Origin of the sequence: Vibrio sp. 10N.239.312.D08 (assembly GCF_041466145.1) — a bacterium.
GTDB lineage: Bacteria > Pseudomonadota > Gammaproteobacteria > Enterobacterales > Vibrionaceae > Vibrio > Vibrio crassostreae_C.
The window spans coordinates 1-25,656 of the sequence record NZ_JBFSSD010000050.1 but is presented as its reverse complement, the minus strand read 5'-3'; the positions used below and the strand labels follow the sequence as shown (position 1 = coordinate 25,656).

24 protein-coding genes and 1 pseudogene are annotated in these 25,656 nt (G+C 45.2%); 6 read left to right on the top strand and 19 right to left on the bottom strand.

The genetic code is table 11. From position 1 onward, the window contains the following. Positions 1 to 183: 183 nt before the first annotated feature. The 8 genes and pseudogenes from AB6D58_RS20325 to phhA all read right to left on the bottom strand — a co-directional run bounded on the left by AB6D58_RS20325 (position 184) and on the right by phhA (position 5,753). Entirely contained in the window at positions 184 to 1,059 is an 876-nt protein-coding gene (locus AB6D58_RS20325; RefSeq protein ID WP_017070192.1) for an NAD(P)-dependent oxidoreductase, read from the bottom strand. A 12-nt stretch (positions 1,060 to 1,071) separates the two neighbouring features. Next, positions 1,072 to 1,236, bottom strand: a pseudogene (locus AB6D58_RS20320) (LysR family transcriptional regulator); the annotation flags it as partial. A gap of 161 nt (positions 1,237 to 1,397) precedes the next feature. Then, on the bottom strand, positions 1,398 to 2,114 hold the full coding sequence (locus tag AB6D58_RS20315; protein ID WP_010432326.1) for a YebC/PmpR family DNA-binding transcriptional regulator: 717 nt from the start codon (positions 2,112 to 2,114) through the stop codon (positions 1,398 to 1,400). Positions 2,115 to 2,210: 96 nt separating this feature from the next. Further along, positions 2,211 to 2,420, bottom strand: a complete 210-nt coding sequence (locus AB6D58_RS20310) for a DUF3283 family protein (RefSeq protein WP_008216860.1) — start codon at positions 2,418 to 2,420, stop codon at positions 2,211 to 2,213. Positions 2,421 to 2,604: 184 nt separating this feature from the next. After that, positions 2,605 to 3,156 carry a hypothetical protein gene (locus AB6D58_RS20305; RefSeq protein ID WP_372158255.1) on the bottom strand — a complete coding sequence of 184 codons (552 nt, stop codon included), beginning with the start codon at positions 3,154 to 3,156 and terminating at the stop codon, positions 2,605 to 2,607. Positions 3,157 to 3,388: 232 nt separating this feature from the next. Further along, positions 3,389 to 4,489, bottom strand: coding sequence for a Fic family protein (locus AB6D58_RS20300; protein ID WP_372158252.1), 1,101 nt, complete (start codon positions 4,487 to 4,489; stop codon positions 3,389 to 3,391). A gap of 141 nt (positions 4,490 to 4,630) precedes the next feature. Beyond that, complete coding sequence (locus AB6D58_RS20295) at positions 4,631 to 4,969, bottom strand: 4a-hydroxytetrahydrobiopterin dehydratase (RefSeq protein WP_017065112.1); 339 nt, start codon at positions 4,967 to 4,969, stop codon at positions 4,631 to 4,633. After that, a complete protein-coding gene (gene phhA, locus AB6D58_RS20290; protein ID WP_017066732.1) occupies positions 4,959 to 5,753 on the bottom strand; it encodes a phenylalanine 4-monooxygenase in 795 nt (264 codons plus the stop codon). The genes AB6D58_RS20295 and phhA overlap by 11 nt, the downstream gene beginning before the upstream one ends. Before the next feature lie 199 nt (positions 5,754 to 5,952). Between phhA and AB6D58_RS20285 the strand changes: the two genes are divergently transcribed. Beyond that, positions 5,953 to 7,992, top strand: coding sequence for an acetoacetate--CoA ligase (locus AB6D58_RS20285; protein ID WP_102332319.1), 2,040 nt, complete (start codon positions 5,953 to 5,955; stop codon positions 7,990 to 7,992). A gap of 591 nt (positions 7,993 to 8,583) precedes the next feature. After that, positions 8,584 to 9,513 (top strand): carbamate kinase, encoded by a 930-nt coding sequence (locus tag AB6D58_RS20280; protein ID WP_372158249.1) that lies wholly within the window; start codon positions 8,584 to 8,586, stop codon positions 9,511 to 9,513. Between the two features lie 211 nt (positions 9,514 to 9,724). Here the strand turns inward: AB6D58_RS20280 and maiA are convergent, their stop codons facing one another. The 5 genes from maiA to AB6D58_RS20255 form a co-directional block, all read right to left on the bottom strand. Further along, a complete protein-coding gene (gene maiA / locus AB6D58_RS20275) occupies positions 9,725 to 10,414 on the bottom strand; it encodes a maleylacetoacetate isomerase (RefSeq protein ID WP_102320945.1) in 690 nt (229 codons plus the stop codon). Positions 10,415 to 10,452: 38 nt separating this feature from the next. Then, positions 10,453 to 11,490: a fumarylacetoacetate hydrolase family protein gene (locus AB6D58_RS20270; protein ID WP_372158246.1), complete on the bottom strand. Its 1,038-nt coding sequence runs from the start codon at positions 11,488 to 11,490 to the stop codon at positions 10,453 to 10,455. 9 nt (positions 11,491 to 11,499) lie between these two features. Next, positions 11,500 to 12,675, bottom strand: coding sequence for a homogentisate 1,2-dioxygenase (locus AB6D58_RS20265; RefSeq protein ID WP_372158243.1), 1,176 nt, complete (start codon positions 12,673 to 12,675; stop codon positions 11,500 to 11,502). Next, entirely contained in the window at positions 12,668 to 13,741 is a 1,074-nt protein-coding gene (gene hppD / locus AB6D58_RS20260; RefSeq protein WP_372158240.1) for a 4-hydroxyphenylpyruvate dioxygenase, read from the bottom strand. Before hppD ends, AB6D58_RS20265 begins: the two co-directional genes overlap by 8 nt. A gap of 437 nt (positions 13,742 to 14,178) precedes the next feature. Continuing rightward, entirely contained in the window at positions 14,179 to 16,227 is a 2,049-nt protein-coding gene (locus AB6D58_RS20255; protein WP_372158238.1) for a DUF3466 family protein, read from the bottom strand. 301 nt (positions 16,228 to 16,528) lie between these two features. Here AB6D58_RS20255 and AB6D58_RS20250 point away from each other — a divergent pair, with 301 nt between their 5' ends. The 3 genes from AB6D58_RS20250 to AB6D58_RS20240 all read left to right on the top strand — a co-directional run bounded on the left by AB6D58_RS20250 (position 16,529) and on the right by AB6D58_RS20240 (position 19,095). After that, entirely contained in the window at positions 16,529 to 16,774 is a 246-nt protein-coding gene (locus AB6D58_RS20250) for a hypothetical protein (protein ID WP_017072318.1), read from the top strand. A gap of 288 nt (positions 16,775 to 17,062) precedes the next feature. Continuing rightward, positions 17,063 to 18,433 (top strand): ATP-binding protein, encoded by a 1,371-nt coding sequence (locus tag AB6D58_RS20245; protein WP_017061238.1) that lies wholly within the window; start codon positions 17,063 to 17,065, stop codon positions 18,431 to 18,433. Next, positions 18,430 to 19,095 (top strand): response regulator, encoded by a 666-nt coding sequence (locus AB6D58_RS20240; protein ID WP_017094156.1) that lies wholly within the window; start codon positions 18,430 to 18,432, stop codon positions 19,093 to 19,095. The genes AB6D58_RS20245 and AB6D58_RS20240 overlap by 4 nt, the downstream gene beginning before the upstream one ends. 75 nt (positions 19,096 to 19,170) lie before the next feature. Here the strand turns inward: AB6D58_RS20240 and AB6D58_RS20235 are convergent, their stop codons facing one another. Genes AB6D58_RS20235 through AB6D58_RS20210 form a run of 6 tightly spaced genes read right to left on the bottom strand, consistent with a single transcriptional unit; the run spans position 19,171 to position 24,631 of the window. Then, positions 19,171 to 19,830: an HAD family hydrolase gene (locus AB6D58_RS20235; RefSeq protein WP_280532112.1), complete on the bottom strand. Its 660-nt coding sequence runs from the start codon at positions 19,828 to 19,830 to the stop codon at positions 19,171 to 19,173. Position 19,831: 1 nt separating this feature from the next. Next, the gene (locus AB6D58_RS20230; protein ID WP_108192338.1) at positions 19,832 to 20,851 is read right to left on the bottom strand and encodes an ABC transporter ATP-binding protein; all 1,020 of its coding nucleotides are present in this window, start codon (positions 20,849 to 20,851) and stop codon (positions 19,832 to 19,834) included. Continuing rightward, a complete protein-coding gene (locus AB6D58_RS20225) occupies positions 20,851 to 21,636 on the bottom strand; it encodes an ABC transporter permease (RefSeq protein WP_004732591.1) in 786 nt (261 codons plus the stop codon). The genes AB6D58_RS20230 and AB6D58_RS20225 overlap by 1 nt, the downstream gene beginning before the upstream one ends. Next, on the bottom strand, positions 21,636 to 22,529 hold the full coding sequence (locus AB6D58_RS20220) for an ABC transporter permease subunit (protein ID WP_017061233.1): 894 nt from the start codon (positions 22,527 to 22,529) through the stop codon (positions 21,636 to 21,638). The genes AB6D58_RS20225 and AB6D58_RS20220 overlap by 1 nt, the downstream gene beginning before the upstream one ends. Then, the gene (locus AB6D58_RS20215) at positions 22,526 to 23,446 is read right to left on the bottom strand and encodes an alkaline phosphatase family protein (protein WP_372133753.1); all 921 of its coding nucleotides are present in this window, start codon (positions 23,444 to 23,446) and stop codon (positions 22,526 to 22,528) included. Before AB6D58_RS20215 ends, AB6D58_RS20220 begins: the two co-directional genes overlap by 4 nt. Before the next feature lie 60 nt (positions 23,447 to 23,506). After that, positions 23,507 to 24,631 carry an ABC transporter substrate-binding protein gene (locus AB6D58_RS20210; protein ID WP_372158235.1) on the bottom strand — a complete coding sequence of 375 codons (1,125 nt, stop codon included), beginning with the start codon at positions 24,629 to 24,631 and terminating at the stop codon, positions 23,507 to 23,509. Between the two features lie 211 nt (positions 24,632 to 24,842). Here AB6D58_RS20210 and AB6D58_RS20205 point away from each other — a divergent pair, with 211 nt between their 5' ends. Beyond that, positions 24,843 to 25,571 (top strand): UTRA domain-containing protein, encoded by a 729-nt coding sequence (locus AB6D58_RS20205; protein WP_017065129.1) that lies wholly within the window; start codon positions 24,843 to 24,845, stop codon positions 25,569 to 25,571. The last annotated feature ends 85 nt before the right edge of the window (positions 25,572 to 25,656 follow it).

Here is a 25,656-nt window from a genome sequence, read left to right as displayed (position 1 = left end):
TAAATCATCAATTTTGGACATCTATTTTAACGATTTTCGTCCCATTGATAATTCATAGATTGCTGAATTAGGAATCAAACAGAAAATTCAATACGTTTAAAAGAGTTCAAACCAAACAAAAATAGCCGCTAATCAGCGGCTATTTTTAATTATCCAAGCGAAGCTTCTATTACTTCTAGCTTTCTACTTCTTTGTCTCTTCAACCACGGCTTTCATCAATACTGATGTATCCATGCGGCCTTGTCCTTCGGCAGACAATGCTTTGTAGGCGTTGTTGGTCTTTTCAGTCAGTGGAAGCTGGATGCCTTGGCGCTCAGCTTCATCTAGACAGAAACCTAAGTCTTTGATCATCCAATCAATTGCAAAGCCAAAATCGAACTTGTCTTGTGCCATTGTGGTAGCACGGTTTTCCATCTGCCATGAGCCAGCAGCGCCGTTTTTAAGGCAATCAACCAGAGTTGGGATATCCAAACCTGATTTTTCAGCAAGCACTAAGCCTTCAGATAAGCCATTCAACACTCCTGCAATGCAGATCTGGTTAACCATTTTCGCGCGTTGGCCTTGGCCGACTTTACCCATAAGAACTGACGACTTACCGTAAGCTTCGAACACAGGTTGAAGGTCGTTGAAAAGCGCTTGTTCGCCACCACACATGATGGTTAGCACGCCATTTTCTGCGCCCGCTTGGCCACCAGATACAGGTGCATCCATAAAGCGAATACCGGCTTGCTTCGCTGCCACTTCAAGCTCTTCAGACAGAACTGCAGACGTTGTAGTGTGATCGACAAGAATCGCGTTTGGCTTCATCGCTGCCAATGCGCCTGTTTCGCTGGTTGTCATGCTGCGTACGTCGTCATCGTTGCCCACACAAACCAATACCACGTCAGCTTCCGCTACACATTCAGCCACAGATTCTGCCGCTTTACCTTGGTGTTTATCAGCCCAGTCTAGCGCTTTACTGTGAGTGCGGTTAAATACCGTTACTTCAAAACCGGCTTTGACTAGATGGCCTGCCATTGGGAAACCCATAACGCCTAGCCCGATAAAACTTACTTTCATTTCTTTCTCCTTTTATTTGACCAAACCATCACTATGAAAAGATCGAACACTCTCAATCAATGCATCAATAAGCAGGGTCAAAGCCTTTGGCTGATATTTTCTTTCTTTGTACACTAAATACGCTTGGCGATCACCCCGATGATACTCAGGGAGTACTTAAATCAGATTCATGTCGGGATAAGACGAACAATATAATGAAGTTCAGCGATAAATCGCGACCAGAGAACGCTTTGTCAGCCGTACATTATGGAACGATGATCAAGGCTTGATCAATACTCAAAGCATAAAAAAACCGAGCACTAGGCTCGGTTTTTTAATAACTTTTGTTACTGTAAAGATTACAGCTCAGCGTTGTGGTAAACCTGCTGAACGTCATCACAGTCGTCAAGCATGTCTAAGAACTTCTGGAATTTCTCAGAATCTTCTTCAGCTACTGGCGTAGTTGTTTGAGGAACGAAAGTGATTTCCTCAACGTCTAGCGTTAGCTCTGGGAACGCAGTGTTTAGTGCAGTCTTCGTTTTGAAGAACTCAGTCGTTGGAGCGAATACAGTGATTACACCGTCTTCTAGCTCAACGTCAGTCACGTCTACGTCTTCCATCATAAGCGTTTCTAGGATGATCTCGTCATCTTCGCCTTTGAACTGGAATACAGCTTGGTGAGCGAACATGTGAGAAACAGTACCTTCAACACCGATTTTCGCGCCAGTCTTAACGAAACATTGGCGAACGTCTTGGAAAGTACGGTTGCCGTTGTCAGTTAGACAGTCAACGATTACGCTTGTGCCACCTGGGCCAAAACCTTCGTAGCGAGCTGGTTGGAAGTCTTCACCGCCGCCGCCGTTCGCTTTATCGATCGCTTTTTCGATAACGTGTGCTGGTACTTGGTCTTTCTTCGCTTTAGCAATCAGGTGCTTAAGAGGTAGGTTCATGTCTGGGTCAGAGCTGCCGTTCTTAGCCAGTACGTAAATCTCTTTACCGTATTTAGAATAAACTTTAATTTTTGCGCCTGCAGTTTTCGCCATTGAGGCCTTGCGCACTTCAAAACTTCTTCCCATCGGGATCTTCTCTCTGATTCAATTAACGGTGCAAATTCTAGCAAATTACTGTGTCATTTCAATTCTACAGCACTGCTGGGCAAGGTTTGTCTGCGTTTATGCGACACCCATTACCCGTTTGTATTTTTCTACAGACTGTTCAAACCACACCTTTTCATCTGGGTCACCTAGCTTCATTGCTTCTTCAACAATGGCTTCAGGGCCACATTTCGCTTGCTTCAGTTTCCATACAAGAAACGATGCTTGCTTATCCAGTTCGATTTTATTTTTCTCGCTGGGTGGAAGGAGTGAAAGGTTGATAGACATTGCTAGCCTTCGTCTGTAATACACTTGGCCGAGAAATATATCATAGAGCAGCCTCATAAAACCAATACTATGAGTAACAGAAAGGGTTTATGAGACCCGAAACCAAGCAAGTCACTGATGCAGGTCAAGCTAGGTTTGGAAAGAGTGTTCAACCAACGAGCAACAACAAACAAAAAAATACGTTTTACAATATACCGTTGTAACTAATAGGGCTTGTGTCTATACCAATATCTTTACGAATTTCATTAATCAACAATAATGCAAGCTGCCGAATCTCTATCCATTCATAGTTTGATTTGCCATGAGAAACTAATAATAGATGATCAATAAGCTTATCCTGTGCGTCCATTACCCCTTGAGGAGCTAACATTCCGAGATAACCATAGAGCTTCAAACGATCTTTATTAAAACTTTCGAGAGCATGTTTAGCCTCTTCTGGGGATAACGTTCTAGAGTAATGGGCATCAAACGCAGCAAGCATTTCAGATACCGTATCCATGACCATACGGTATATAACGGTTTTGTCTGTATGGAGATTAATTAGTTTGTTTTTAGCCAGATCCAAATCTACCTTCGTAGCTTCTAGATCCTCAGCAAGTTTATGTCTTTCTTCGTCTAAGATCCTTTGAGCCCAAACCTTTCCTAGCCAACTCGACAAACCAAAAATAATGACGCCCGCAGACCCAACAGAGGCTAAGAAACCTGTCGAAATTTTAAAGATGCTTTCCCAATCCATCAAATACCCTGTTTTAATAAAAGAGGTTAGATGAGTAGCATAACATTATTTAATAATATCAATTAGTAATACATAATTTACTATGTTAAAAACAAATATCTTTTCTATTGAAATGAAGATTACTCTGACTTAGCGCCAGCCCGTGTAATTTGCTCCAGACACAAAAAAACACCAACATTCACCCTGAACATTGGCAGCTTTTAACATAGAAACGGGAGTGAAAGCCTAAGCCCTACTCAGGCAACAGATAGCGCGTGCTTCTGCCACCAGAACCAGATTTAACTAAGCAGCCATGCTCAATCAAAGCATTCAAATGACGTGTTGCAGTGGCACTGCTCACCTTTGCTACTTTCTGATATTGGCTGGCATTGATACCTTCTGAAAAATCACCATCGAGCATCCTATTCAGCACTTTTACTTGTTCTGCCGTAAGCTTGGTTTGATCGATGCTGCGCCAATAGTTAGTCTTATATACAGTTTGGTCGACCTCAGCGAAAACGCCTGTAAACGTCTCGTCTAACGTATCTAAGAACCACATCAACCATTCGCTAATATCGAGTTCCCCTTTCTGGGTTCGCTCCAATATCTCGTAGTAATGCTTGCGGTTAGCGAGAATCCCCACCGACATCGCATAGAAACGTACCGACTGCTGCTCGGCCTGTGCTAATGCCAAGTCGGTCAACAATCGAGTAATACGACCATTACCATCATCTAACGGGTGTAAGGTGATAAACCAAAGGTGAGTTATCGCAGCTCTAAGTAACGGATCGAGTGTAGCGTCGGTAAGTGAATCATTAAACCATGTGATAAATGTATCTAGCTCAGCATCAAGAATGTATCGGCTAGGTGCTTCAAAGTGCACGGTTGGACGATCAATTCTTCCTGATACCACTTGCATCGGAGCTTCACCTCGTAGCTGACCTCCGACTACAGGATTAAACATGGTGTAGCCTTGAGGAAACAGTCTATCGTGCCAATGTAAGATCCTATCAAGCGCTAGTGGCTCTGTTAGGTTCTGCACCGCATCCAACATAATTTCAGCTAGGCCATCGGTTTGTTCTGTCGTTGGAAAAGGTCGATCTTCACTGACACCGAGTTTATTGGCTAAAGAAGACCGGACCGAGAAAGCATTAAGCTTTTCTCCCTCAATCGCACTGGAATGGACTATGTTCGCTAATAAGGTGTCGAGCATGGTTTGGGATTGATCTGCCGACTGTGAGGTAATCTTGCCCAATAGAATGCCCTGATTAAGCCGTACTTCTCTTAACCTCACGCCTATTTTCTGATTATCCCAAACAAAGTTTGGCCAATTATCTTGCTGCCAAATCCACATATTAGACCCCATGATGCGAAAGTATCACTTATTCAACTCATACTATGAGCTGTTTAAGGCAATTATTCAACTCACATTATGAGCCGAATAATGAGTTAATCGCATCACAGAGGTTGCAAGAATAACTCCTAACCTACAAAACTATTCACTCACCGCGAACACATCGCAGCGTGAGGCGCAGATGAAGTCATTTTTGTGCAGGCCTTTGATTGAGTGGCTCCACCAAGTGACGGTGACTTTGCCCCACTCCAATAAGATCGAAGGATGGTGGAACTCTTCTTCTGCCAGTTCTGACACTATGTTGCTGAATGCCCATGCTTGCTTGTAGTTCTTAAACTTGAACACCTTCTCAAGCTGCGGGATGCCGTCTCTTTCGATGATCTGCCAGTCTGACAACTCCAACAGTAAAGATTGTTGTTCATCTTCACTTAGGGCAATCGCGTCGATACTGCAGGCTTCGCATTTTTGTTCATTCAACATGTGTTGGTTCCTTGGGTTCAAAAAGTGGTGGTAGTAACCCCGCATCGATGGCGAGATCAGCTTGCTGTAATAGGTTTTCCTGACTGATTTTAAAGAGCTCAGATAGCTCGTCGATCACGTAATATTTCGGCTGCATGATGTCGATACGATAAGGCGTTCTTAAAACCGTTTGCAGATCGAACCGCTCGCGAACGGCCAAATCCCCTCCCAACGCATACATAGTTTCCGCTGGAGACGAAAGAATGCCACCGCCATAGATTTTCAGTTGTTGGCCTTCTTTTACTAAACCGAACTCAACCGTAAACCAATACAAACGGGCAAGATAAGCGCGCTGTTTAGATGTGGCGGCTTGGCCTAGTTTTCCATAATGCTCAGTGAAAGCCGCGAAATCGGCATTAGTGAGCATGGCACAATGGCCGAAAATTTCATGAAAGAAATCAGGTTCTTGTAAGTAATCGAACTCGTCTCGCGTTCTCAGAAATGTCGCAACTGGGAATTTCTTATTGGCGAGCAAATCAAAGAATCGGTCGAAATCGATCAATGCAGGCACAGGCTGAACTTGCCAACCGGTTGTTTCCATTAGCACTTTATTTATCTCTGGCAGCTGGGGAACTCTGTCTAATGGTAGATCCAGCAAGGTCAGACCGTGCAAATAGGCATCGCAAGCGCGGTCACTAATGACGTCCAGTTGCCTTTTCACCAAGTCGTGCCAAATGGCATCTTCTTCGAGGCTCCACTCAACCCATCCCTCTTGGCTCACGGGCTTAGAATGATATTGAGTCATTACACACCTCCTTTCGAATGTCTCACTTTAAGCCTATCTCCACTCCTTATAAGCGCCAATTTGCGCGATTTTTCGAAACAAGCGATCGTGTAACATTTTATTTACACAATTCCACCAAGCGCTTATTTTGCTGAACTTTTGACTTTGTAAAACCTAAATACCAGACTGAAAACGTTAACTTTTTGTTAAAGGTAAAAGAATGCACGAAAGCAATAAGCCCATTTGGCAGCCAAGCGAGCAGCGTATCGCCGATGCCAACTTAACCCGATTTATCGATAGCCTTGAACAGTCTGGGTTAAACCTAGATAGGGACGTAAAAAGCTACACCGAACTCCATCAATGGTCTGTGGAACATCCGGAATCATTTTGGCAAAACGTATGGCAGTTTTGTGGAGTAGTCGGCTCACAAGACTCTATTAACAAGGCAGAAAGCGAGACCATCAAAGCTCAAGGTGGGAGCCGCTGGCAGCAGCCTAAATCGAACCGTGATGCGGTTTGGTTTCCCAATGCACAAGTAAACTACGCCGAGAACTTGCTGCGTTTGGCACACACCATGCCTGATGAGCTTGCGATTTGGTTTGAGAATGAACGTGGCGAACAACAGAGTTATACATGGGAAACCCTGTGTGAAGCTGTCTCTAGTGTTCAGCAATGGCTTGTCGATAGCGGAGTGAAACAAGGTGATATAGTTGCTGCGTATACTCCCTATCTGCCACAAACCGTGATAGCCATGCTAGCCGCCACCAGCTTAGGCGCGATTTGGACATCGACCTCGCCTGATTTTGGAGTAGAGAGTGTGATTGAGCGATTCGGACAGGTGAAACCTAAGGTGCTGTTCACCTGTGACGGTTACACCTTCAATGGCAAAACGTTCGATATGGCGGGCAAGAACCGTGAAATCATCGAACACTTAAACGAATTAAAACAGGTGTGTGAGATCGGTTATTTGAAACCGAGTAATGACTTAGAGAAGAGCGATTTAGAGAAGAAAAAAGTTGAACATGATGTGTCGATTCTAAGCTGGCACAGCATCATTAATCACTATCAGACAAAACCTCTTCGATTTACTCGTGTCGGCTTCAATGAACCGTTGTTTGTACTCTACTCTTCCGGCACCACAGGCAAACCCAAATGTATAGTGCATTCTGTCGGTGGCACTACCATCAACCACCTAAAAGAGCATCAGCTTCATTGCGATATTAAACCAAGAGATCGCGTGTTCTACTACACCACTTGTGGTTGGATGATGTGGAACTGGCACGTATCTGCGCTCGCCAGCGGTGCTTGTTTGGTTATCTTTGATGGTAGCCCGGTTTACCCGCAACCTAACGTTCTATGGGATTTAGCGCAGCGTGCTGACGTATCGACATTTGGCACCTCAGCCAAGTACATAGAAGCGATTGAGAAAGCCGAACTCTCACCAATCGACAGCCACTCTCTGCCTCAATTAAGAACACTGTGCTCGACGGGTTCTGTGCTTTACCCAGAGCAGTTCGATTACGTTTACAAGCACATCAAGCAAGACCTGCATTTAGCGTCGATTTCTGGCGGCACGGATATTTGTGGCTGCTTTGTTTTGGGTAACCCAATCTCGCCTGTGTATCGCGGTGAGTGCCAACAGGCCGGGCTCGGCGTCGACATCAAGGTGTTCAATTCGTCTGGTCAAAAGGTCGATCACGAACGTGGCGAATTAGTATGCACCAACTCCCTACCCAACTTCCCCGCTGGCTTTTGGAATGACACCGGAGAGCGCTATCACAGCACCTATTGGGATAGGTTCGACAATGTGTGGCATCACGGTGATGAAGTCGCACAGAGCGAACATGGCGGCTACCTGTTCTACGGGCGAGGCGACACCACACTCAACCCCGGTGGCGTGCGAATTGGTACGGCCGAAATCTATCAGCAAGTGAACACCATTGACGGCATCATCGATTCGATAGCAGTCGGTAAAAACATCGACCGCAATGAACAGGTATGGCTGTTTGTTCAGCTGCAGCAAGGTGTGAGTTTAGATGAAAAGTTACTGACAGCCATCAAAAGCAAACTCAAATCCTCTTGTTCGCCAAGACACGTGCCAAGCCAGATATTTGCGATCAGCGATGTGCCAAAAACACGATCTGGCAAACTGGTGGAGTTGGCTGTGAAACAGGTGATCAATGGCAAAAATGTAGAAAACCTCGGGGCTATCGCTAACGCCGAGGTTTTGGAAGAGATAAAGAGTGTTGTTTCGCTTTAGCATTGAGCCTTAGAAAGTGGCTAACTATCTCGATTTTTCATTTGGCTGTCAGATAATACCTGGAGTAAAGGCAGCCGATTGAAAACCGATGACTGAGTGAAGCAAGTAACGGGAGAAGCATTAAACACTAAACACTTTAAGCAGTCCTTGATTAGCCGATATAAACCGATTCTAAACTACTAAGCTCGTGAATTCTCACCTCAGTATGGCCTCGTGCCTTTTCTAAAGTTCTTAATGCGATCTGCTCATCATATTTAAAACAAAAATAGAAAAATAATCATTTTATAGCCTGAGATAATATTCACTAAAGACGAATCATTTGTACGAAAAAAGAGTCCACTGCTGGATTGCATCCAAGCTTATGGATATTTAATCGAATTTAAATAATTGCCGTTTCCACAGCTCCATTTCTAGTCAAATGATAATTTGATAGCTATCACATTTAGAACGGTTATTTTCCCATACTATCTCGGCATGTTAATTACTTAAGAGTAATTAAAAACCTAGTCATTGTTATTAATAAGCTTGAATCCAACTAGAAATAACAAGCGGTTAAAATAAAATCATTATAAAATGATCGGAGACATTATCATGCGCATAGTATTAGCTTTAGGCGGTAACGCTCTTTTAGCAAGAGGCCAAGCATTAACGGCTGAGAACCAACGTGAAAATATAATCAAATCCGCAGCGAGTATTGCTGCAATTGCACGCGAGCATGAGATTGTTATCGTTCATGGTAATGGCCCACAAGTTGGTCTGTTGATGGAACAAAACGCAGCTTACAGCGAATATTCACCAGAGACGACCCCGTACCCAATGGATGTGCTCGGCTCTCAAACCTGTGGCATGGTGGGCTACATGTTACAACAAGAGCTAAGAAACATTGACCCTGAATTAGACGTAGCGACGCTAGTCACGCAAACGGAAGTATGCAAACAAGACCCTGCGTTTGCTAACCCGACTAAATTTGTTGGCCCTGTATATACAGAGCAACGAGCTAAAGAGTTAATGGCTCAGAGCACAATGCAATTTAAAGCTGATGGCGAGTACTACCGTCGCGTTGTGCCTTCTCCTCTGCCCAAAAACATTGTTGAAATTCAGCAAATTGAAACTCTTCTAGATACAGAAAATCTTGTTATCGCTTGTGGTGGCGGCGGTGTTCCCGTGAGTATCGAGCAAGGTAAGAGTACTGGCGTAGAGTGCGTAATTGACAAAGATCTTACGGCTGAATTACTGGCTGAAAAAATCCATGCCGACTTATTTATTATCTTAACCGATGGTTCGATTTTCCGTAACTATGGTAAAGAAGACCAAGCAGAAATGGAGCAAGCAACACCTGCTGGTTTAGCAGAATTTTCATTCCCTGCAGGTTCTATGGGGCCAAAAATTGATGCCGTTTGTAAATTCGTTGAAGCTGGATTGGGTAATGCGGCGATTGGTTCATTATTTGATTTAGATAAAATAATTACCAATGAAGCTGGTACTCTAATTACGAAAGGCGAAGGTATTATTTATTATTAGCATTATCGAATGATAATCACCATTAATATAAACCTTGGGCTAAAGCCTCTTATTTAATAACGAGGCTTTTTTATTAAGGCCATATTAGTTCCAAATGGGATAAATATTCATACACTTACTGTATTTAATATATATAATTTTGGAAACCGCTTCTTTCAAGAAACGGTTTTGGTAGCGCAAGGGAAGAGTATTTGCGTTTACATCAGTGAATCTACATGGAATCATTCGCATCCGCTTGATTCTCTGGCATCGCCTCAATAAAAGCAGGTAACTGATTGCACGCTTCGACAATTGAGTTAATCAGCGGATAAGGTGACATATCAACGCCAAAACGCAGCGCGTTATACACCTGTGGCACCAAGCAAATATCGACAATGCATGGTGAATCGGTGAGGCTATACACCGAATCACCGTGTGCTTTTCTGTGCTTTGCCAGTTTCTCTTCTAGAGCACGGAAACCTTGGTTCATCCAATGATGAAGCCAGTCCATTCTCGCCTCTTGCTCGCACGACAATTCCCGCTCCAAATACTGCAACACGCGCAGGTTGTTCAGAGGGTGAATTTCTATCGCAATATCCTGAGCCATTGCCAACGCTTGATAGCGCAATGGTGTTTGCTCGGGAATCAACAATGAGTCTGGGCTGCTCTCACATAAATAGCTTTCATCCAAATATTGCAAAATAGTCAGCGACTGATTGAGTTTAACTTCACCATCCACCAGCACAGGCACTAACTCACTGGCGTTGAGCTCACGATAATGTGGATCATGCTGCTCGCCGCCATTACGTACCAAATGCACCGATTTAGACTCATAGTCGAGTTGCTTTAGGTTCAATCCAATACGCACCCGATAGGCGGCCGAAGAGCGCCAGTAACCGTAAAGTGTCATGTTCTGATTCATACAATGATCTCGCTCGAGCTGAATCTTTATAATATGGGCTATAACGCTCGATATTGGCTAACTTTTTGGTCAATCGCACCAAAAATGGAGCCACCCGCTGCATCAAACATCTCTAGGCGAATAGAGTCGCCAAACGACATGAATTGAGTTGATGGTTTACCATCTCTAATCGTCTCAATCATGCGCACCTCGGCAATGCATGAATAGCCCACGCCGCCCTCGGCAATTGAGGTGCCGTGGTCAGTGCCTTGCTTATTCGATACCGTGCCTGAACCTATGATCGTGCCTGCCGACAGTGGTCGAGTTTTAGCTGCATGCACAACCAACTCTGCAAAATTGAAGGTCATATCTACACCGGCATTCGGACAACCAAAAGGCTGGTCGTTGTAGGTCGATATCAACGGTAAATGTACCTTACTGCCTTTCCATTGCTCGCCAAGCTCATCAGGTGTTACCGCAACCGGAGAGAACGCAGAAGACGGTTTAGACTGGAAGAAGCCAAAACCCTTAGCAAGCTCCGCCGGAATCAAACCGCGCAGCGACACATCGTTCACCAACATCAGTAAGCGAATCGAGTCGTGCGCTTGTTTAGCGCTAGCGCCCATCGGTACATCACCGGTCACAATCGCAACCTCACCTTCGAAATCGATGCCCCACTCGTCGCTGGCAAATTCGATATTGTCACAAGGGCCGATAAACGCATCTGAGCCGCCTTGATACATTAATGGATCAACCCAGAAGCTTTCTGGCATTTCAGCACCACGCGCCTTACGCACCAGTTCAACATGGTTTACATAAGCACTGCCATCCGCCCATTGATATGCGCGTGGCAGAGGTGATTCACAATACTGAGATGCAAACACTTCACTGCCAGTCACATGCCCGTTGTTTAACGAGGTGTATAACTCTTGTAACTGAGAAGCCACGCTGTCCCAGTTATCCAATGCTACCTGCATGGTTGGCGCTAGATGCATCGCATGGAAAATTTCGGTTGCAGCTACACATTGTTTAAGATCTTTACTTACGACCATCAATAGACCGTCGCGAGTGCCATTTTTCTTGGTTGCTAATTTCATCCTTGTCCCTTACTTCTTATCGTCAGCCATGGTTTGAGAACCTGTCTCTTGCAAACCAGTGTCTTGCCAACTGTAGACATATTCTTTGTTCTCAACGCTATCGAGTTCATCAGAGAACTGCAGCGCGTGGCGAGTATCGATCATCACCGCCACTTCATCGGTAAACTTCTTCTTGTGCGCTTGCCCTGCCTTAAAGGCTTTAGGGTGAGGCCCATGCGTAAACCCAGCCGGATGGAAGGTCACCATGCCCGCCTCAATGTTATCGCGACTGAAGAAGTCACCTGCGTGATAGAACAGCACTTCGTCGTAATCATCGTTGTTGTGGTAGAACGGCACTTTTAACGCCCCAGGATCGCTCTCAATCGGGCGTGGCACAAAGGTGCACACCACAAAGCCTGCGCCAACAAAAGTCGTGTGTGCAGACGGTGGCAAGTGGTAGCGATGTGACATCAGCGGTCTGATATCGCGCCAGTTCACTTTCACCACAGCCAAGTCACCATGCCAGCCAATCGCGTCTAAAGGATTGAACGGATAAGTGATCACGCTGACTTTGTCGTGGCGTTTTACCTGAACTTGAGTTTGATCTTCTGAATACTGAGCGCGGAATTGATCGTTGATCGATGGTATTTCAAGAACCGCTGGATCAAACACCGCGTGATTGCCGACCATGCCTTTCTCTGGCAAGGAGTAAGCCGCGTCTGTGTTCTCAATCATCAAGATAAACATCGGCTCGCTTGGCTCTAAACGCCAGTTGGTCGAGCGCGGGATCATCACGTAATCCCCTTCACTCACCTCTAGATGACCATAGTCACAATAGAGATCGGCGCTGCCTTGATGAATGAACAGCAGCTCATCACCGTCGGAATTACGCACCAAGAAATCCATCTTCTCGTCCATGCGCCACACACGAATTTTGCAGTCCGCATTATGCAAAAGATGAGGCACAGCCCAAGGCGTTATCTGTCTGGCTTTTTCCACCAGCGTGAAATCAAAAGCGCGAGGGCGCAGATCACCCTCCCACTCCGACCAACCTGTTGGGGCATGTTGGTGATGAAAGTGAGCCGCTGGGCCGAAGAACCCACTTCGGCCCGCCTCTCGCTCATAAATTGCCTCTTCGGGAAAATCGGCGTGCGCTTGTTTAGAGCACACACCCTCCCGATGAGGAAACGAGATCCATTTATGCATCGTCTAATACTCCTCGACGAATCTGGTCCTCTTCAATCGATTCAAACAGCGCTTTGAAGTTACCTTCGCCAAAGCCTTCATTACCTTTACGCTGAATGATTTCAAAGAACACAGGCCCGATTACCGTCTGTGTGAAAATTTGCAGCAAGATGCCGTCTTTGGTCGGCGCACCATCAATCAGAACGCGTAGGTCACGCAACAGATCGGTATCTTCCCGATGGCCTTTTACACGATCGTCAACTTTCTCATAGTAGGTATCTGGGGTTGGCATAAAGTCCATGCCGCGATCACGCAGGGTTTTCACCGTTTTGTAGATGTCATCCGTAGCAAGCGCGATGTGTTGGATACCTTCGCCGTTGTATTCACGAATGAACTCTTCAATTTGTGATTTGTCATCTGAAGACTCATTGATTGGAATACGGATCTTGCCACATGGTGAGGTCATGGCACGGCTCACAAGGCCTGTCAGCTTACCTTCAATGTCGAAGTAGCGAATCTCACGAAAGTTACCGATACGCTCATAAAACCCAGACCAAACATCCATATTGCCTTGTTTCACGTTGTGCGTGAGATGGTCGATTTCATACAAGCCAACATTGGCTTCGGCCATGCGCTGTTCCGCATCGTCATAGAATCGGAAATCGACGTCATAGATGCTCTGCTTGCCATAACGATCCACAAAATAGAGCAGGCTTTCACCGATGCCGTAAATGGCAGGAATACTCAGCTCCATCGGCCCTATTTCTGTTTTGTACTCTTCACCGCCGCCCTTAAACGCTTGTTCCATTGCAGCTGTCGCTTCGTTAACACGAAACGCCATGCCACACACCGATGGGCCGTGAACTTTAGCGAACGCTTCCGCTTGGCTGTGTGGTTGTTCATTGACGATAAAATTGATATCACCTTGTCGATACAGCCAAGCTTCTTTTGAGCGGTGCTTGGCTATCTCAGCAAAACCAAGTGACACAAACAGCGCTTTAAGTTGCTCGATTCCCTTGTGGTCAACGGCCGTGTATTCAACAAACTCGAATCCATCCGTACCAAGCGGGTTGTATGTATCCACCATGAACTTTCTCCTTGTACCTATTGGTTTTGTATTACGTGTTTTTTGTCCTTAATTAAATTTGGCCCACAAGCGGAAAGATTGGAATGCATCGAAGGAAATGGGCAATAACGCTAAAAACCCGTCAAATTGTAAAATAATTGTTACACACAAACCCTCGCAACAGGAAAGTGAGTGCTATCAAGGGATTGAAGAGTGGTGGTTTGATTTACAGCAAAGCAAGAGATGTTGTTTAATTGTTACAAGTGATTTTTTTGGCTAAAGCAGAAAGAGATAAGTGTATGTTGAACGTAAAAAGAGCATCACAAAACAGGTGATGCTCTTTTAAAAAGCTTCATATCCCAGCGGTATTCTTATGGGACGAAGTATCAAACCTAACCCATTACTTTAATGGTTGACGGTCAAATAGAGGTTGTTTCTCTCGTGAGCACGTCATCAATTTAGGCAATCACAGAACGAGACTTTTTCAAGCGAACTGAAAGCACGGACATTAAACTGATAAGCACCAATAGCCCGGTACCGGCACCACTACGTTCAACATCTTCAGCGCTATCATCACTTCTTTCAGCAATGTCTTCACTTGTTGCTCCAGATATCGGGATAAGTTTTACAGCCACCACCCTCTCGTCACCTACTCCATCATTACAATAAGCAAAGTGTGCGGTTGAATCATAAGCCATAGAAGAGGAGCTACTTTCACTCGCAAAACATTGTATTGCCGTCCCTGAGATAACACCCGCGTCATTAATGTCGGTTGCGTCCAATATTCTAAAGTGGTTGTTGGCATCACTGTCGTCACCACCGTTAGTTAGGTCGTCTAACCACCAAGCTTGATCATTATATCTTGCACGTCTATCAGCATCGGTACCAGTGTCGTTATAAGGGAAAATGAAGCCGCGATGCCTTCTTTCATGTCCGTCTACTTCAGCGTGAGTTTCGGCGTCAACATAGCCAACGATTTCATTGTAGCTGTTGATCTCACTTGCTTTTCCCTCTGCACTGTCAAAGAAAATGTCTTCACCTAAACTTGCGAAGAATGTGGCTGTTGGCGTTGTGTCATTCGCATCAGCGACGAACATACGATTATCAGACACACGATCCGACGGATAATCACCATCTCGTTTTGCATAACCAATAACCATCATGTTTTCATTAATATCTGTTGCGACAGAATTACTGTGGATGTATGAATCACTCACTTCTACCGTCGCATTAGCGATAAATGTCGTCGTCCAAGCATTTTCCGAAACGCTGAAATTTGACGTACTGCTTGGCCTAAACACAGCAGCCTGCATAAGAAAGTTATCAGAATCATCTAGCTCTGTATTGTAACCAACTAAAACAGGATAAGAGCTATATGTCCCTCTAGATGAAATCGTTGCAGCCCTCACACTCGCCTGTGCTGAAGCTTCATCATCGTTGTAAGAGTAATAGGTCGAACTGGTTTCCCAATCAGATACTGAGAAACGGTTTCCATCATCATTGGGGCCATTCGCATCGGTTATATTCCAGACAAAAGCTCGATTAGCAAAAGCAAAGTTCTGACACTCTGGATATAAAGCAGGCTCAATATCTTCATCGATACAATTATCTAGATCCTCTGCATCACTGTCGGATGTGTACGGAGAATCATAATCTTTATACTCATCACTGTAATAAAAAGTCGCAACGGACGCACTTCCGACCACATAGCTTTCTCCTCCATAACTGAAAGAATCAAAAGCCATCGTTCTTCCCATTTGGGAGATTATATTCGCTTCGCCGTCAGCATCGCTGATCGTAATGCCGGTATCGGCTTCAGGTTGGAGAACCGTAAATTCAGTGCCTGTATCGTAGTAACCACGCTGCCTATACAACTGAATATATTGGTTGTTATAGCTGTAATAACCACTGCTGGTGTTACCAAGAACGAAACCATTCTCGTCAACTTTAGTGATCACCTTCTCCTCTGTTCCATCAACAAAGGAATAACTATAACTGCTCACATCAGGTGGGTTGCTGCCAACATCTGGGATCTCGCTTAGCGAAGAAGAATCATAAAAAGCCGTGGAATTGGTCTGATAGCTCAGCCCGTAATACGCATCACGCTCATTTTTCAAGCCTCCAATGCCCGCATCATCATCGCCATACCACAATAAAGAACTCCAAGCTTCACAAGTCGCGTAGCCAAGTTCGCTCGTGCAGTAGCTATAGATATCGTCATAATCCAAATAGTAGAACGTGTTATCGATACCAAAGGGGACCTCCTCTTTAAAGGAAAAACCTGGTTCTGCATTTTGAGCTTCCCCTGCGAATGCGTAGTCGGTGTCACCACAACTGGTACTAAAGCAATCCGTTGTACCAAGCTCTGGTTCAACTGCGACCCCATACACCGATTCAGTTTCTACTGGTGATTCCTCCAAAACCACCCTATAAAGCGCAGCGTTACTATAAGAAGCAACCAACAACGTAGAAGAGACAACGACTGATTTTTTTACCATTGCCTTCATTCTACGGCTCCTAAAAAATAATCCATTTCAATACCAACGATAGCTTTCTGCCTTTATTGCTAAAGGCATTAAATTCATGAGTTCAATAGTGGACTAGGATAAAAATAGAAAATGTGGAAACTATGTAGAAACAATGGAGGTTTAAACAACCTGACTTGATGGGCTGATGATCTGATGCCCTATTAAAGTTAAACGCTAACTTTCATCTCCTAGATTTATCCATTTTCTCTGCTAATTTGATCGCTAACCTATTTGCGTCAAAGAAATACACTTATATTTGGTTACGAATAGGAATTAAATTATGAACAAAATCACGACAGCATTACTTTTACTGACATCGACATTCGCGCTTCAAGCGTGTGCTGAAAGCCGTGAAGGCCCAAGAGAAATGCCAAGCTTTGAAGAAATGGATGCAAACGGTGATGGCGAATTACAATTAGAAGAGCTCAGAGGTCCACTCGCCGATGACTTTGATAAACTAGACGCAGATGGAAGCGGTGGTCTATCGGAAGAGGAAGTTCCGCCACCACCACCAAGACGTCAATAATGGTTAGAGGGTTATCCTAAAATAGTGATAATTCAATGCGAGCTGATGGGGTATAGCACCCTGTCAGCTCGCTATTCGTTTCTAACAAAAGAGTGCTTATACATGGCCTAAGATGAATAAAGAAATCAATGTCCATATTTCCCACACGATCGAGGGCTAATATTGGTTTATCTCATTTTATTGTCTTAACTCACTCTATCGTCTTAATTCACTTTAATTTCTGGAGAGAACGTGCGCATATCAATTTTCACCAAACTGTTTGTTTCAATACTAATGGTGTGCGTGACCATGCTCTTTGTACTGACCTATTTTATTAACTCCAGTTTTCAAAGAGGGCTCCAAGATTTCACAAATAATAATGAGATTGCCCTAGCTCAAGAACTCGCCAATAACTTAAAGCAATATTACTCACCTTCCGAAAAATGGAGGCGGCTAGAGCGTGAACCACATTTAATCGCCAGTAGCATTGGCGGCCCCTCACGACCACATCCTCGTGACAGACACCCATCGCCACCACCATTAAGAGAGCCGGAAGCGCCAGGCCTTCAACCTATTTGGCAACGACTCAACATTTTAGATCAAGACGGGCGAGCCATAATTGGACCGCCTGAAAACCTACATCACCTTGAAGATGGTCAGCATCAAGCGCTAGTCGAAATAACACTGGATGATCAAGTTATTGGGTATATCTCCATCGTCCAGATGGATGAAATATCAGGGCCTTTAGCAGAAAGCTTTTTCAAACAACAAACGACGCATGTAAGCACTATCGCATCGATTACCGTGTTGCTTTCATTCCTTATCTCTTTGTTTCTTGTTAGGCGATTTTTGAAACCATTGCGTGCTTTGTCGAAAGGTGCCAAATCTATCGAAAATGGCGATCTCGATTTCTACATTAAAAAAAGCGGCAATGATGAATTGTCCGATCTCATCGGAATATTCAACGGTGTTGTCGAGACACTAAGAAAACAGAAAACACTTAGAGAACAGTGGTTATCAGATATTTCACATGAACTTAGAACGCCTATCACCGTGCTTAGAAGTGAACTAGAGGCGCTACAAGACGGTATTCGATCACCTGAACCAAAATACATCGACTCGTTACATCAACAAATCATCACACTGGGTCAACTCGTTGAGGATCTTCACCAACTCTCCCTGTATGACATCGGATTTAACCTCAATGTTAAAAACAACGTTGATATACATAAACTGATTGATTCTGTGATCGTTCAAAACTCGATCCGTTTAGAACAAAAAAACATCACATTAACAAAGCACTATGACCATTCGGCGCCACTGTTTACCTCGTGTGATGAGAGATTACTGACACAACTGTTTGTGAATCTGTTGGAAAATAGCGCACGATACACTAGCGATAATGGGCATGTATCGATAGATGTTACCGACATTAGTGATAGTATTATTATCAACGTTGAAGACAGTGATCCAGGTGTACCTGATGCATCACTTCCACGTTTATTTGAGAGGCTTTACCGCGTTGATAAATCGCGCAGTCGCTCAAGTGGCGGTTCTGGACTTGGCTTATCTATCTGTAAAAATATCGTTGAAGCGCACCAAGGACACATTACTGCCGACCACTCAGAATTGGGTGGACTACGAATCATCATAGCGTTACCAAAGGAAATAAAATCGTGATTTTAGTCGTCGAAGATGAGCCTGCATTAGCAAGTGTACTGTGTGAGTACTTAGAGCACTCTGGCCTTGAAAGTCATCATATTATCGATGGTAACCTTGTCATTGACTGGGTAAAGCAAGCATCGCCTAAACTCATTATTCTCGACCTCATGCTACCCAATCGAGACGGGTTGGATATTTATCGAGAGCTGAGAACGTTCAGTGACATCCCAGTGGTTATGGCGACAGCCAAGGTCGAAGAGATTGATCGACTCGTTGGGCTTGAACTGGGTGCAGATGATTATATATGTAAGCCGTACAGCCCGAGAGAAGTGGTTGTGAGGGTGAAAAATATTTTGCGCCGTTCCAACAAGCCCCAAGCCACGTCAACAACGAACGCCATTGATATTGATGAATTGAGTATGACCGCCGTCCTATGTGGTATTAAGCTAAGTTTAACGCCAGCTGAGTTTCGGCTTTTGCACCTTCTCTATCAAAATGTTGGCCGCATTTATAGTCGCGATCAATTGATTGATAAAATCTACGACGATAGAAGAGTGGTCAGTGATCGCACTATCGATAGCCATATTAAAAACTTACGCAAAAAAATGGTCTCGATAAATGAAAAATGTGACTACATTAAATCCATTTACGGGATAGGTTACAAACTAGAAATAGAATAATACGAATCAAAAAGCCGCTGTAGTCAGCGGCTTGATGAGTTCTAGAACGAACCTAATTCGAATATCAGAATCGCGTTAATCCCAGTTGAGAATCGACCAATTCGGTTGATCGGCTAACGCTTTCAAACGCGGGCACGGATTCACCAAATAGGCAAAATCAGCGTGTTCACACAAAGGTAAGTCATTGATTGAATCGGTATAAAAGTGGATGTCTGAGTAATTGGTTTCTTGCTTATCTAACCACTCTTTTAAACGCGTCACTTTGCCTTCACGGTAGCTTGGCACACCAGAGATCTGAGACGTGAAACGACCTTGGTTTTCAATCAAATCAATACCAAGTGCATTCTCGATACCAATCTTACGGCCCACAGCTTCCACTAAGAAAGTCACGCTGGCAGAGATGATCAGCATATCAATATCATCATTCTCAAGCTGCTCAATCAAAGGTTTCGACTGCTTGAACTGTTTAGGCAAAATATGCTGTTCAACACACTCTTCCACCAACGCAGTCACTTGCTCTGTTGGCATATCGGCCAATGGCTGCATGGAAAACGTGAGGTAATCTTCCATATTCAATTTACCTTCCGAATACAGGCCCATTAAGCGCTTATCTTCTTCGATAAAGTTAGGCGCAGTGGCAATGCCCTTTTCAACCAAGAACTCATTCCAAAGCATTGCTGCATCAGCATTGATCAGCGTTTCGTCCATATCAAATACATACAAAGGTTTGAACATCTTAGGCTCTCACAGGTTGAATTTCGTTAAGGTTAAACAGGAGTTCAAGTTGGCTGCCGTTTGCCAACAGTCGTTCAGAAGAACGGTTAAGTAGGTCGACCGTTAATTCACACTCATCAACGTCCACTTGGTAGCGAATCACGTTGCCCAAAAGCTGGTGGTTACGAATCGTGCCCGTTTTCGGCGCAGAGATATGTTCGCCATATTGTCGACCTTGCTCTTTCACGTAGATAGACTCAGGTCGAATCGCCACTTTCCACTCTGTTTCAATATTGAAAAGTTGCTTGGCTTTGTTCGCTTGCACCAGATTGTAGTGACCCATGAACCCAGCCACAAATTCATTGGATGGTTGAGTGTAGATCTCTTCGGGTGTACCTGCTTGTACGATCTCGCCTTTGTTCATCAAGAAGATACGGTCAGACATGATCATCGCTTCCTCCTGATCATGAGTCACGAAGATCGTGGTCAGATTCATCTCTTTCTGAATATCTCGGATCTGTTGGCGTAGGTGTTTACGGATCTTAGCATCCAGTGCAGAAAGCGGTTCATCAAGTAGCAGAATACGCGGCTTGACCACCAAAGCTCTTGCCAAAGCCACACGCTGACGCTGACCGCCTGATAGCTGATGCGGGTAGAATTTCTCTTTGCCCGTTAAATCCACCAGCCCAATCACTTTCGCGACTTCGTGCTTAATCTCGTCAGCAGCAAGCTTTTTCATCTTGAGGCCAAACGCAATGTTGCCTTCAACCGTCATGTTCGGGAACAGCGCATAAGATTGAAACACCATGCCGATGCCACGCTGTTGTGGCACTTGGTGAGTAATCTCTTCACCGTTGACCCAGATCTCGCCACCATCAACAGGATTCAGGCCAGCCAAGCTGCGCAGTAGAGTCGATTTACCACAGCCACTTGGGCCAAGCAGAGTAATGAATTCGCCCTTCTCGATGGAAAATTCAATATCTTCAAACACCGTGTTGTCACCAAAGCTTTTGGTAAGGTTTTTCGCATTTACATAGCTCATTATTTTGTTCCCTGGCTGAAACGACTTGCCAACCAAGTCAGTAAGAAAATAAACAGGAAGTACGTCATCACTAGGGCTGACGTGAAGTGGCCGCTGGTTTGACGCATGTTGTATAGGTAGATTTGCAGTGTCTCGTAACGTGTACCCACCAAGATGTTGGCGAACACGAACTCGCCCAATAGGAACGAGAACGACAAGAACAGCGACGCCATTAAGCCTTTCTTAAGGTTTGGCAGAATAATCAACAAGAACGCCTTGGTGGTGCTTGCACCGAGCAGGTGTGCCGCGTCCATCAAATCGTGCAGGTTAATCGCTTCAAAGCTGTTGGCAATCGCGCGATACATGAATGGCAGCGCGATGGTGAAATAGGTGCCAATCAAAATCCACGGCGTGCCTATCAGTGAGATTTCGCTGTCTGCATACAATTGAAGTAAACCAACCGATGACACCACAGGCGGCACCGCGAACGGCAGTAAGATAAGGATATTCATTACCTTGTCGAGCTTCGGGAAATAGTAAAACACCACGAAAATCGCAGGTAGAACCAACACCACACTCAGTGACAACGCCGCCACACAAATAAACAGTGAACGACCAAAGGCTTGTAAGAAGCGAGGATCCGTCAGCAGGTTGATGTACCAATCCAACGTGAAGCCATCCGGCAGGATCGTTGCGCCCCATCGAGAAGAGATCGAGTAGATAAAGGTCGCTAAGATCGGAATCATCATGATGCCGACAATCGAATAGACAACCGTTTTATGAAAGCGAGTATTTACGGTGTTCATTACTTTCTCTTCCCTGCGTAGCTTTTGCTGATCAGCCATTGGTTAATTACAGTGATGAAGGCCAGCATCGCCATCAGAATCACAGAAATTGCGGCAGCTAGGTTGGGTTCTAGGAACAAGTCACCCGATACCAAGCTCGCTATTCGAATCGTAATCACGTTGTAGTTACCCGAGGTTAGCGCATATACGCTCGCATACGCACCAATCGCATTGGCAATCAAGATGATGAAGGTGCCGAACAAAGCCGGAGATAGCACAGGCAGCGCAATTTTGGTCCAATATTGCCAAGTTTTCGCGCCAAGCAATGCCGAAGCGGCTTGCCAGTCGTCACTCAGTGCATCAAACGCTGGATACAGCAACAACACCGCTAATGGGATCTGGAAGTAGATGTAAATCGCTAGCAAACCCCACTTGCCGTACAAGTCAAAATCGCCCAGTAATCCATACTGCTTGAGCAATAAGGTGATCGCACCATTAGTACCAAGGATGATGATGAAGGCGAACGACAAAGGCACACCAGAGAAGTTGCTGCTCATATTGGTGAAGGCAATCACCGCATCGCGGATTTTAGAATCAACGCGGCGCAATGATGAGACGAGCAGAGTCGCGATCGCTAAACCAACAATGCTCGACCAAATCGACAGCCATAAACTGTTACCGAAGGCCTGCATCATGAAGGCAGAATCGAATATTTCAGAATAGTTTTCGAGAGAGAGCTCATCGTCGTAGAAGAAGCTGTTGATCAGCACCCAAACCATAGGTGCCAGTTGGAACAGATAGAAAAACAGCGCGAAAGGCGCAAGCCACAAAGCGGGCTTGAAGCGTTGAAACAAAGATTTGGTTTTGGGTTGAAGCGCAGAGCCATCGCTCTGCGTAATTACAGAACTGCTCATAAGGCCAACAATTCCTGAGTGTAAGATTTATCGTGTTCAAGGTTGAGTAACTGACAGACGCTGCCGCAGATGTCGGTCTGTTTCACTGAACATTCTTGGTGTGTAAACTTATCGCCAATCACAAAGAATGGCACTTCACGCTCTTCAGGCAGAATGCCACCATGAGACAAGTCATTGTTCATGCCATGGTCACTGGTGATGATCACTTGATAACCATCATTTACCCATTTCTCAAGGTAGTTCGATAGGTAGATATCCGCGCCACGAGCACTATTACGGTACTGGCGAGAATCCAGCCCATGCTTGTGTCCCATGTCGTCAATGTTCATTGGGTGAATCAGCAAGAAATCAGGCTGATGAGTCACGCGCAAGTGCTCTGCATCCAAGAACAAGGCTTCATCTGGGTAGTGATCCCAGTGGTAGAAACAACCGTGTTGAATGTTCATGGTCTCATCGTTGGTGAAACGGTCGCGTACTGCATCAAATGGCGCTCGGTTATATAACTCGCTCACCCAATGGTAAGCCGCAGCTGCCGTCACTTTGTTCTGCGACTTCGCCAAGCTAAATACCGACTCGTGATTCGACAAACGCACGATTTGGTTGTTGACGATGCCACTCTCAACAGGGCGAACACCGGTCAGGATGCACTCATACAGTGGACGTGACATAGATGGCAGCTCACACTGCACAGGGTAAAGCGTGGCGCGCAGCTTGTTTTTTTGCGTGCTCTGCGAAGTGCTCTGTTTATTGTACGAATCGCCTTGGTTGCTGTGCATATCGCCCTGTTTTTCATGCATATCGCCCTGTTTTGTCTGCAAATCGCTTAGTTCTAGAAGACCGTTCAGGTAGCCCATGCAATCACGGGCTACCTGATAGTTCAGTCCATCTAGAACAACAAGGATAACCTTATTGCTCATGGTCTATTCTCTATTGCTTGTTTCTATAAGCCACCCGTACAGGTGGCGTGTTAAGCGGGGTTATTGCTGGTGAATCAATACGCTTTCTTGCCATTGACGTGGCAGGCGGCGTGCTGATTTTTCCCATGCTGAGAAGTCAGATACTGGGTGCACGTTGCTGTATTCATCGTTCGAGATCAGCTTGTCTTGTACTGATTTAGGCAACGTAACGTTGCTACGGATTGGACGTGCGTAACCTTCTGCCAGGTTGATTTGGCCTTGGTCGCTGAAGATGTATTCACGAGCCAACTTCGCCGCATTCGGGTTTTGTGCGTATTTGTTGATGATGGTGGTGTAACCAGAGATCACTGAGCCATCTTGTGGAATGCTTACCGTAAAGCGCTCACGGTCAATCTTGTCGCGGTAGTTCAGTGCGTTGAAGTCCCACATGATTGCTACTTCCACTTCGCCTTTTTCAAGGTTCGCAATGCTTGGATCTGTGTAAGATAGACGGCCTTGCTTCGCTAGTTCACCAAAGAATTTAATCGCTGGTTTTAGGTTCGACTCGTCACCGCCATTAGCAAATGCTGCCGCTAAAATCGCGTTGTTTGCTTGCGCGGCTACGCCGACATCGCCCACTGTGACTTTGTAGTCGCCTTCTAGTAGGTCACTCCAAGTTTTCGGCGCATCTTCAACAAGGTTGTTGTTTGAAATGAACGAGATAGTACCTGTGTAAGCCAGAGCCCAGTGACCATCTTTGTCTTTTGCCCAGTCTGGAATGTCATTCCAAGTGGTTGGTTTGTATGGCTGAGTGACGTTTTTCTTTACGGCCACACGTGCGAATGCGAAACCCACATCACCAATATCAGCGGTTGCGTTTTTCTTCTCTGCTTCAAATTTCGAGATCTCTTGCGCCGAGCTCATATCGGTATCCTGATGCTTCAAACCGTAGTTTGCTTTCAGGTCAGTCCATGTGCCTTTCCAGTTTGCCCAACTGTCTGGCATACCCACACTGTAAACTGCACCCTCTTTTTGAGCGGCTTCAATCAGTGACTCAAGATCAGCATCCTTCGCCATCGCTGGCATTGAAAGTGTTGCCGTAAGTCCTGTTACACCAATCAATTTAGCGGTTGTGCCTATCAATTTTGCAGGTGAACCGATTAATTTAGCTGGCGATACAGTTGAACGGCTAAGCAAAGTTTTCATTGTCTCTATCCTTCTGGACTAGGTCAGTAAGTTCGTTTTGTATGCTATAGCCGGAATGTGACGGTTTGCCGTAAGTTATTTGACAGTTCGAGTGCATTTACGTGGCAGTTATATTTCACTCATATGACAATAAGCCATTGTTTACTGTCACATTCCTGTTAACTCCATGGTTTACCTTATTAAGCACACGAACTTATGGACTAGATCAGTAATGAGAACATTGGGCACCGGGCAATCAGGGACACAGTTAGGAAGAATTAAGGCGAGTATTCGAGAGCAGCTTCAATCAGGTATCTTCATTGAAGGGCAAAAACTGCCATCAGAAAGAAACCTTAGCGAACTGTTTTCCACCACACGAATCACGCTCAAAGATGCGTTGGTGTCTCTGGAAACCGAAGGTTTGATATACCGAGAAGAGCGCCGAGGCTGGTATGTGTCACCCGAACGTGTTCGCTATAACCCATTGTCACGTTCTCACTTTCATCAAATGATTCGCGAACAACATCGTATTGCAGCAACCAAGTTGCTCAGCACCCGCACAGAAATGGCCGCAGGCGATTACGCCAAAGCATTAGAAATAGAACAGATAACCCCGATACACGTGATTGAGCGATTACGCTTTATTGATGGCAGAGCGGTGCTGTTTGTTGAAAACGTCTTAAAAGCGCCGTTGTTTGAGAAGGTGTTGTCAGAAAACCTCACCATGTCGCTGACAGGCATCTACCGAGAAAAATACGGCTACGAGACCAAACGATCGCGCTTTGATGTGATACCCACCTCTGCCCCTGCGCATGTCGCCAAGGCATTAAATTTGGCTGAGGGTCAACCGGTGCTGAAGATCTGCCGTGTGAACTACAAGCAAGATGGCGAGTTGATGGACTGCGAACTGGAATACTGGCGACCAGACTCAGTAGTGATCCACATTGATAGCATTGGCTAGTACCACATCCTCTTAATGCGGTAGCAACACAATCGAGTAGGAGGAGGCCTCACGGCCTCCGTCCTCTCACACCACCGTACAAGCG

Coding starts and splice junctions, on each gene's coding strand:
- AB6D58_RS20325 (WP_017070192.1), bottom strand. CDS start 1,059: ATGAAAGTAAGTTTTATCGGGCTAGGCGTTATGGGTTTCCCAATGGCA.
- AB6D58_RS20315 (WP_010432326.1), bottom strand. CDS start 2,114: ATGGGAAGAAGTTTTGAAGTGCGCAAGGCCTCAATGGCGAAAACTGCA.
- AB6D58_RS20310 (WP_008216860.1), bottom strand. CDS start 2,420: ATGTCTATCAACCTTTCACTCCTTCCACCCAGCGAGAAAAATAAAATC.
- AB6D58_RS20305 (WP_372158255.1), bottom strand. CDS start 3,156: ATGGATTGGGAAAGCATCTTTAAAATTTCGACAGGTTTCTTAGCCTCT.
- AB6D58_RS20300 (WP_372158252.1), bottom strand. CDS start 4,489: ATGTGGATTTGGCAGCAAGATAATTGGCCAAACTTTGTTTGGGATAAT.
- AB6D58_RS20295 (WP_017065112.1), bottom strand. CDS start 4,969: ATGTTGAATGAACAAAAATGCGAAGCCTGCAGTATCGACGCGATTGCC.
- phhA (WP_017066732.1), bottom strand. CDS start 5,753: ATGACTCAATATCATTCTAAGCCCGTGAGCCAAGAGGGATGGGTTGAG.
- AB6D58_RS20285 (WP_102332319.1), top strand. CDS start 5,953: ATGCACGAAAGCAATAAGCCCATTTGGCAGCCAAGCGAGCAGCGTATC.
- AB6D58_RS20280 (WP_372158249.1), top strand. CDS start 8,584: ATGCGCATAGTATTAGCTTTAGGCGGTAACGCTCTTTTAGCAAGAGGC.
- maiA (WP_102320945.1), bottom strand. CDS start 10,414: ATGAATCAGAACATGACACTTTACGGTTACTGGCGCTCTTCGGCCGCC.
- AB6D58_RS20270 (WP_372158246.1), bottom strand. CDS start 11,490: ATGAAATTAGCAACCAAGAAAAATGGCACTCGCGACGGTCTATTGATG.
- AB6D58_RS20265 (WP_372158243.1), bottom strand. CDS start 12,675: ATGCATAAATGGATCTCGTTTCCTCATCGGGAGGGTGTGTGCTCTAAA.
- hppD (WP_372158240.1), bottom strand. CDS start 13,741: ATGGTGGATACATACAACCCGCTTGGTACGGATGGATTCGAGTTTGTT.
- AB6D58_RS20255 (WP_372158238.1), bottom strand. CDS start 16,227: ATGAAGGCAATGGTAAAAAAATCAGTCGTTGTCTCTTCTACGTTGTTG.
- AB6D58_RS20250 (WP_017072318.1), top strand. CDS start 16,529: ATGAACAAAATCACGACAGCATTACTTTTACTGACATCGACATTCGCG.
- AB6D58_RS20245 (WP_017061238.1), top strand. CDS start 17,063: ATGCTCTTTGTACTGACCTATTTTATTAACTCCAGTTTTCAAAGAGGG.
- AB6D58_RS20235 (WP_280532112.1), bottom strand. CDS start 19,830: ATGTTCAAACCTTTGTATGTATTTGATATGGACGAAACGCTGATCAAT.
- AB6D58_RS20230 (WP_108192338.1), bottom strand. CDS start 20,851: ATGAGCTATGTAAATGCGAAAAACCTTACCAAAAGCTTTGGTGACAAC.
- AB6D58_RS20225 (WP_004732591.1), bottom strand. CDS start 21,636: ATGAACACCGTAAATACTCGCTTTCATAAAACGGTTGTCTATTCGATT.
- AB6D58_RS20220 (WP_017061233.1), bottom strand. CDS start 22,529: ATGAGCAGTTCTGTAATTACGCAGAGCGATGGCTCTGCGCTTCAACCC.
- AB6D58_RS20215 (WP_372133753.1), bottom strand. CDS start 23,446: ATGAGCAATAAGGTTATCCTTGTTGTTCTAGATGGACTGAACTATCAG.
- AB6D58_RS20210 (WP_372158235.1), bottom strand. CDS start 24,631: ATGAAAACTTTGCTTAGCCGTTCAACTGTATCGCCAGCTAAATTAATC.
- AB6D58_RS20205 (WP_017065129.1), top strand. CDS start 24,843: ATGAGAACATTGGGCACCGGGCAATCAGGGACACAGTTAGGAAGAATT.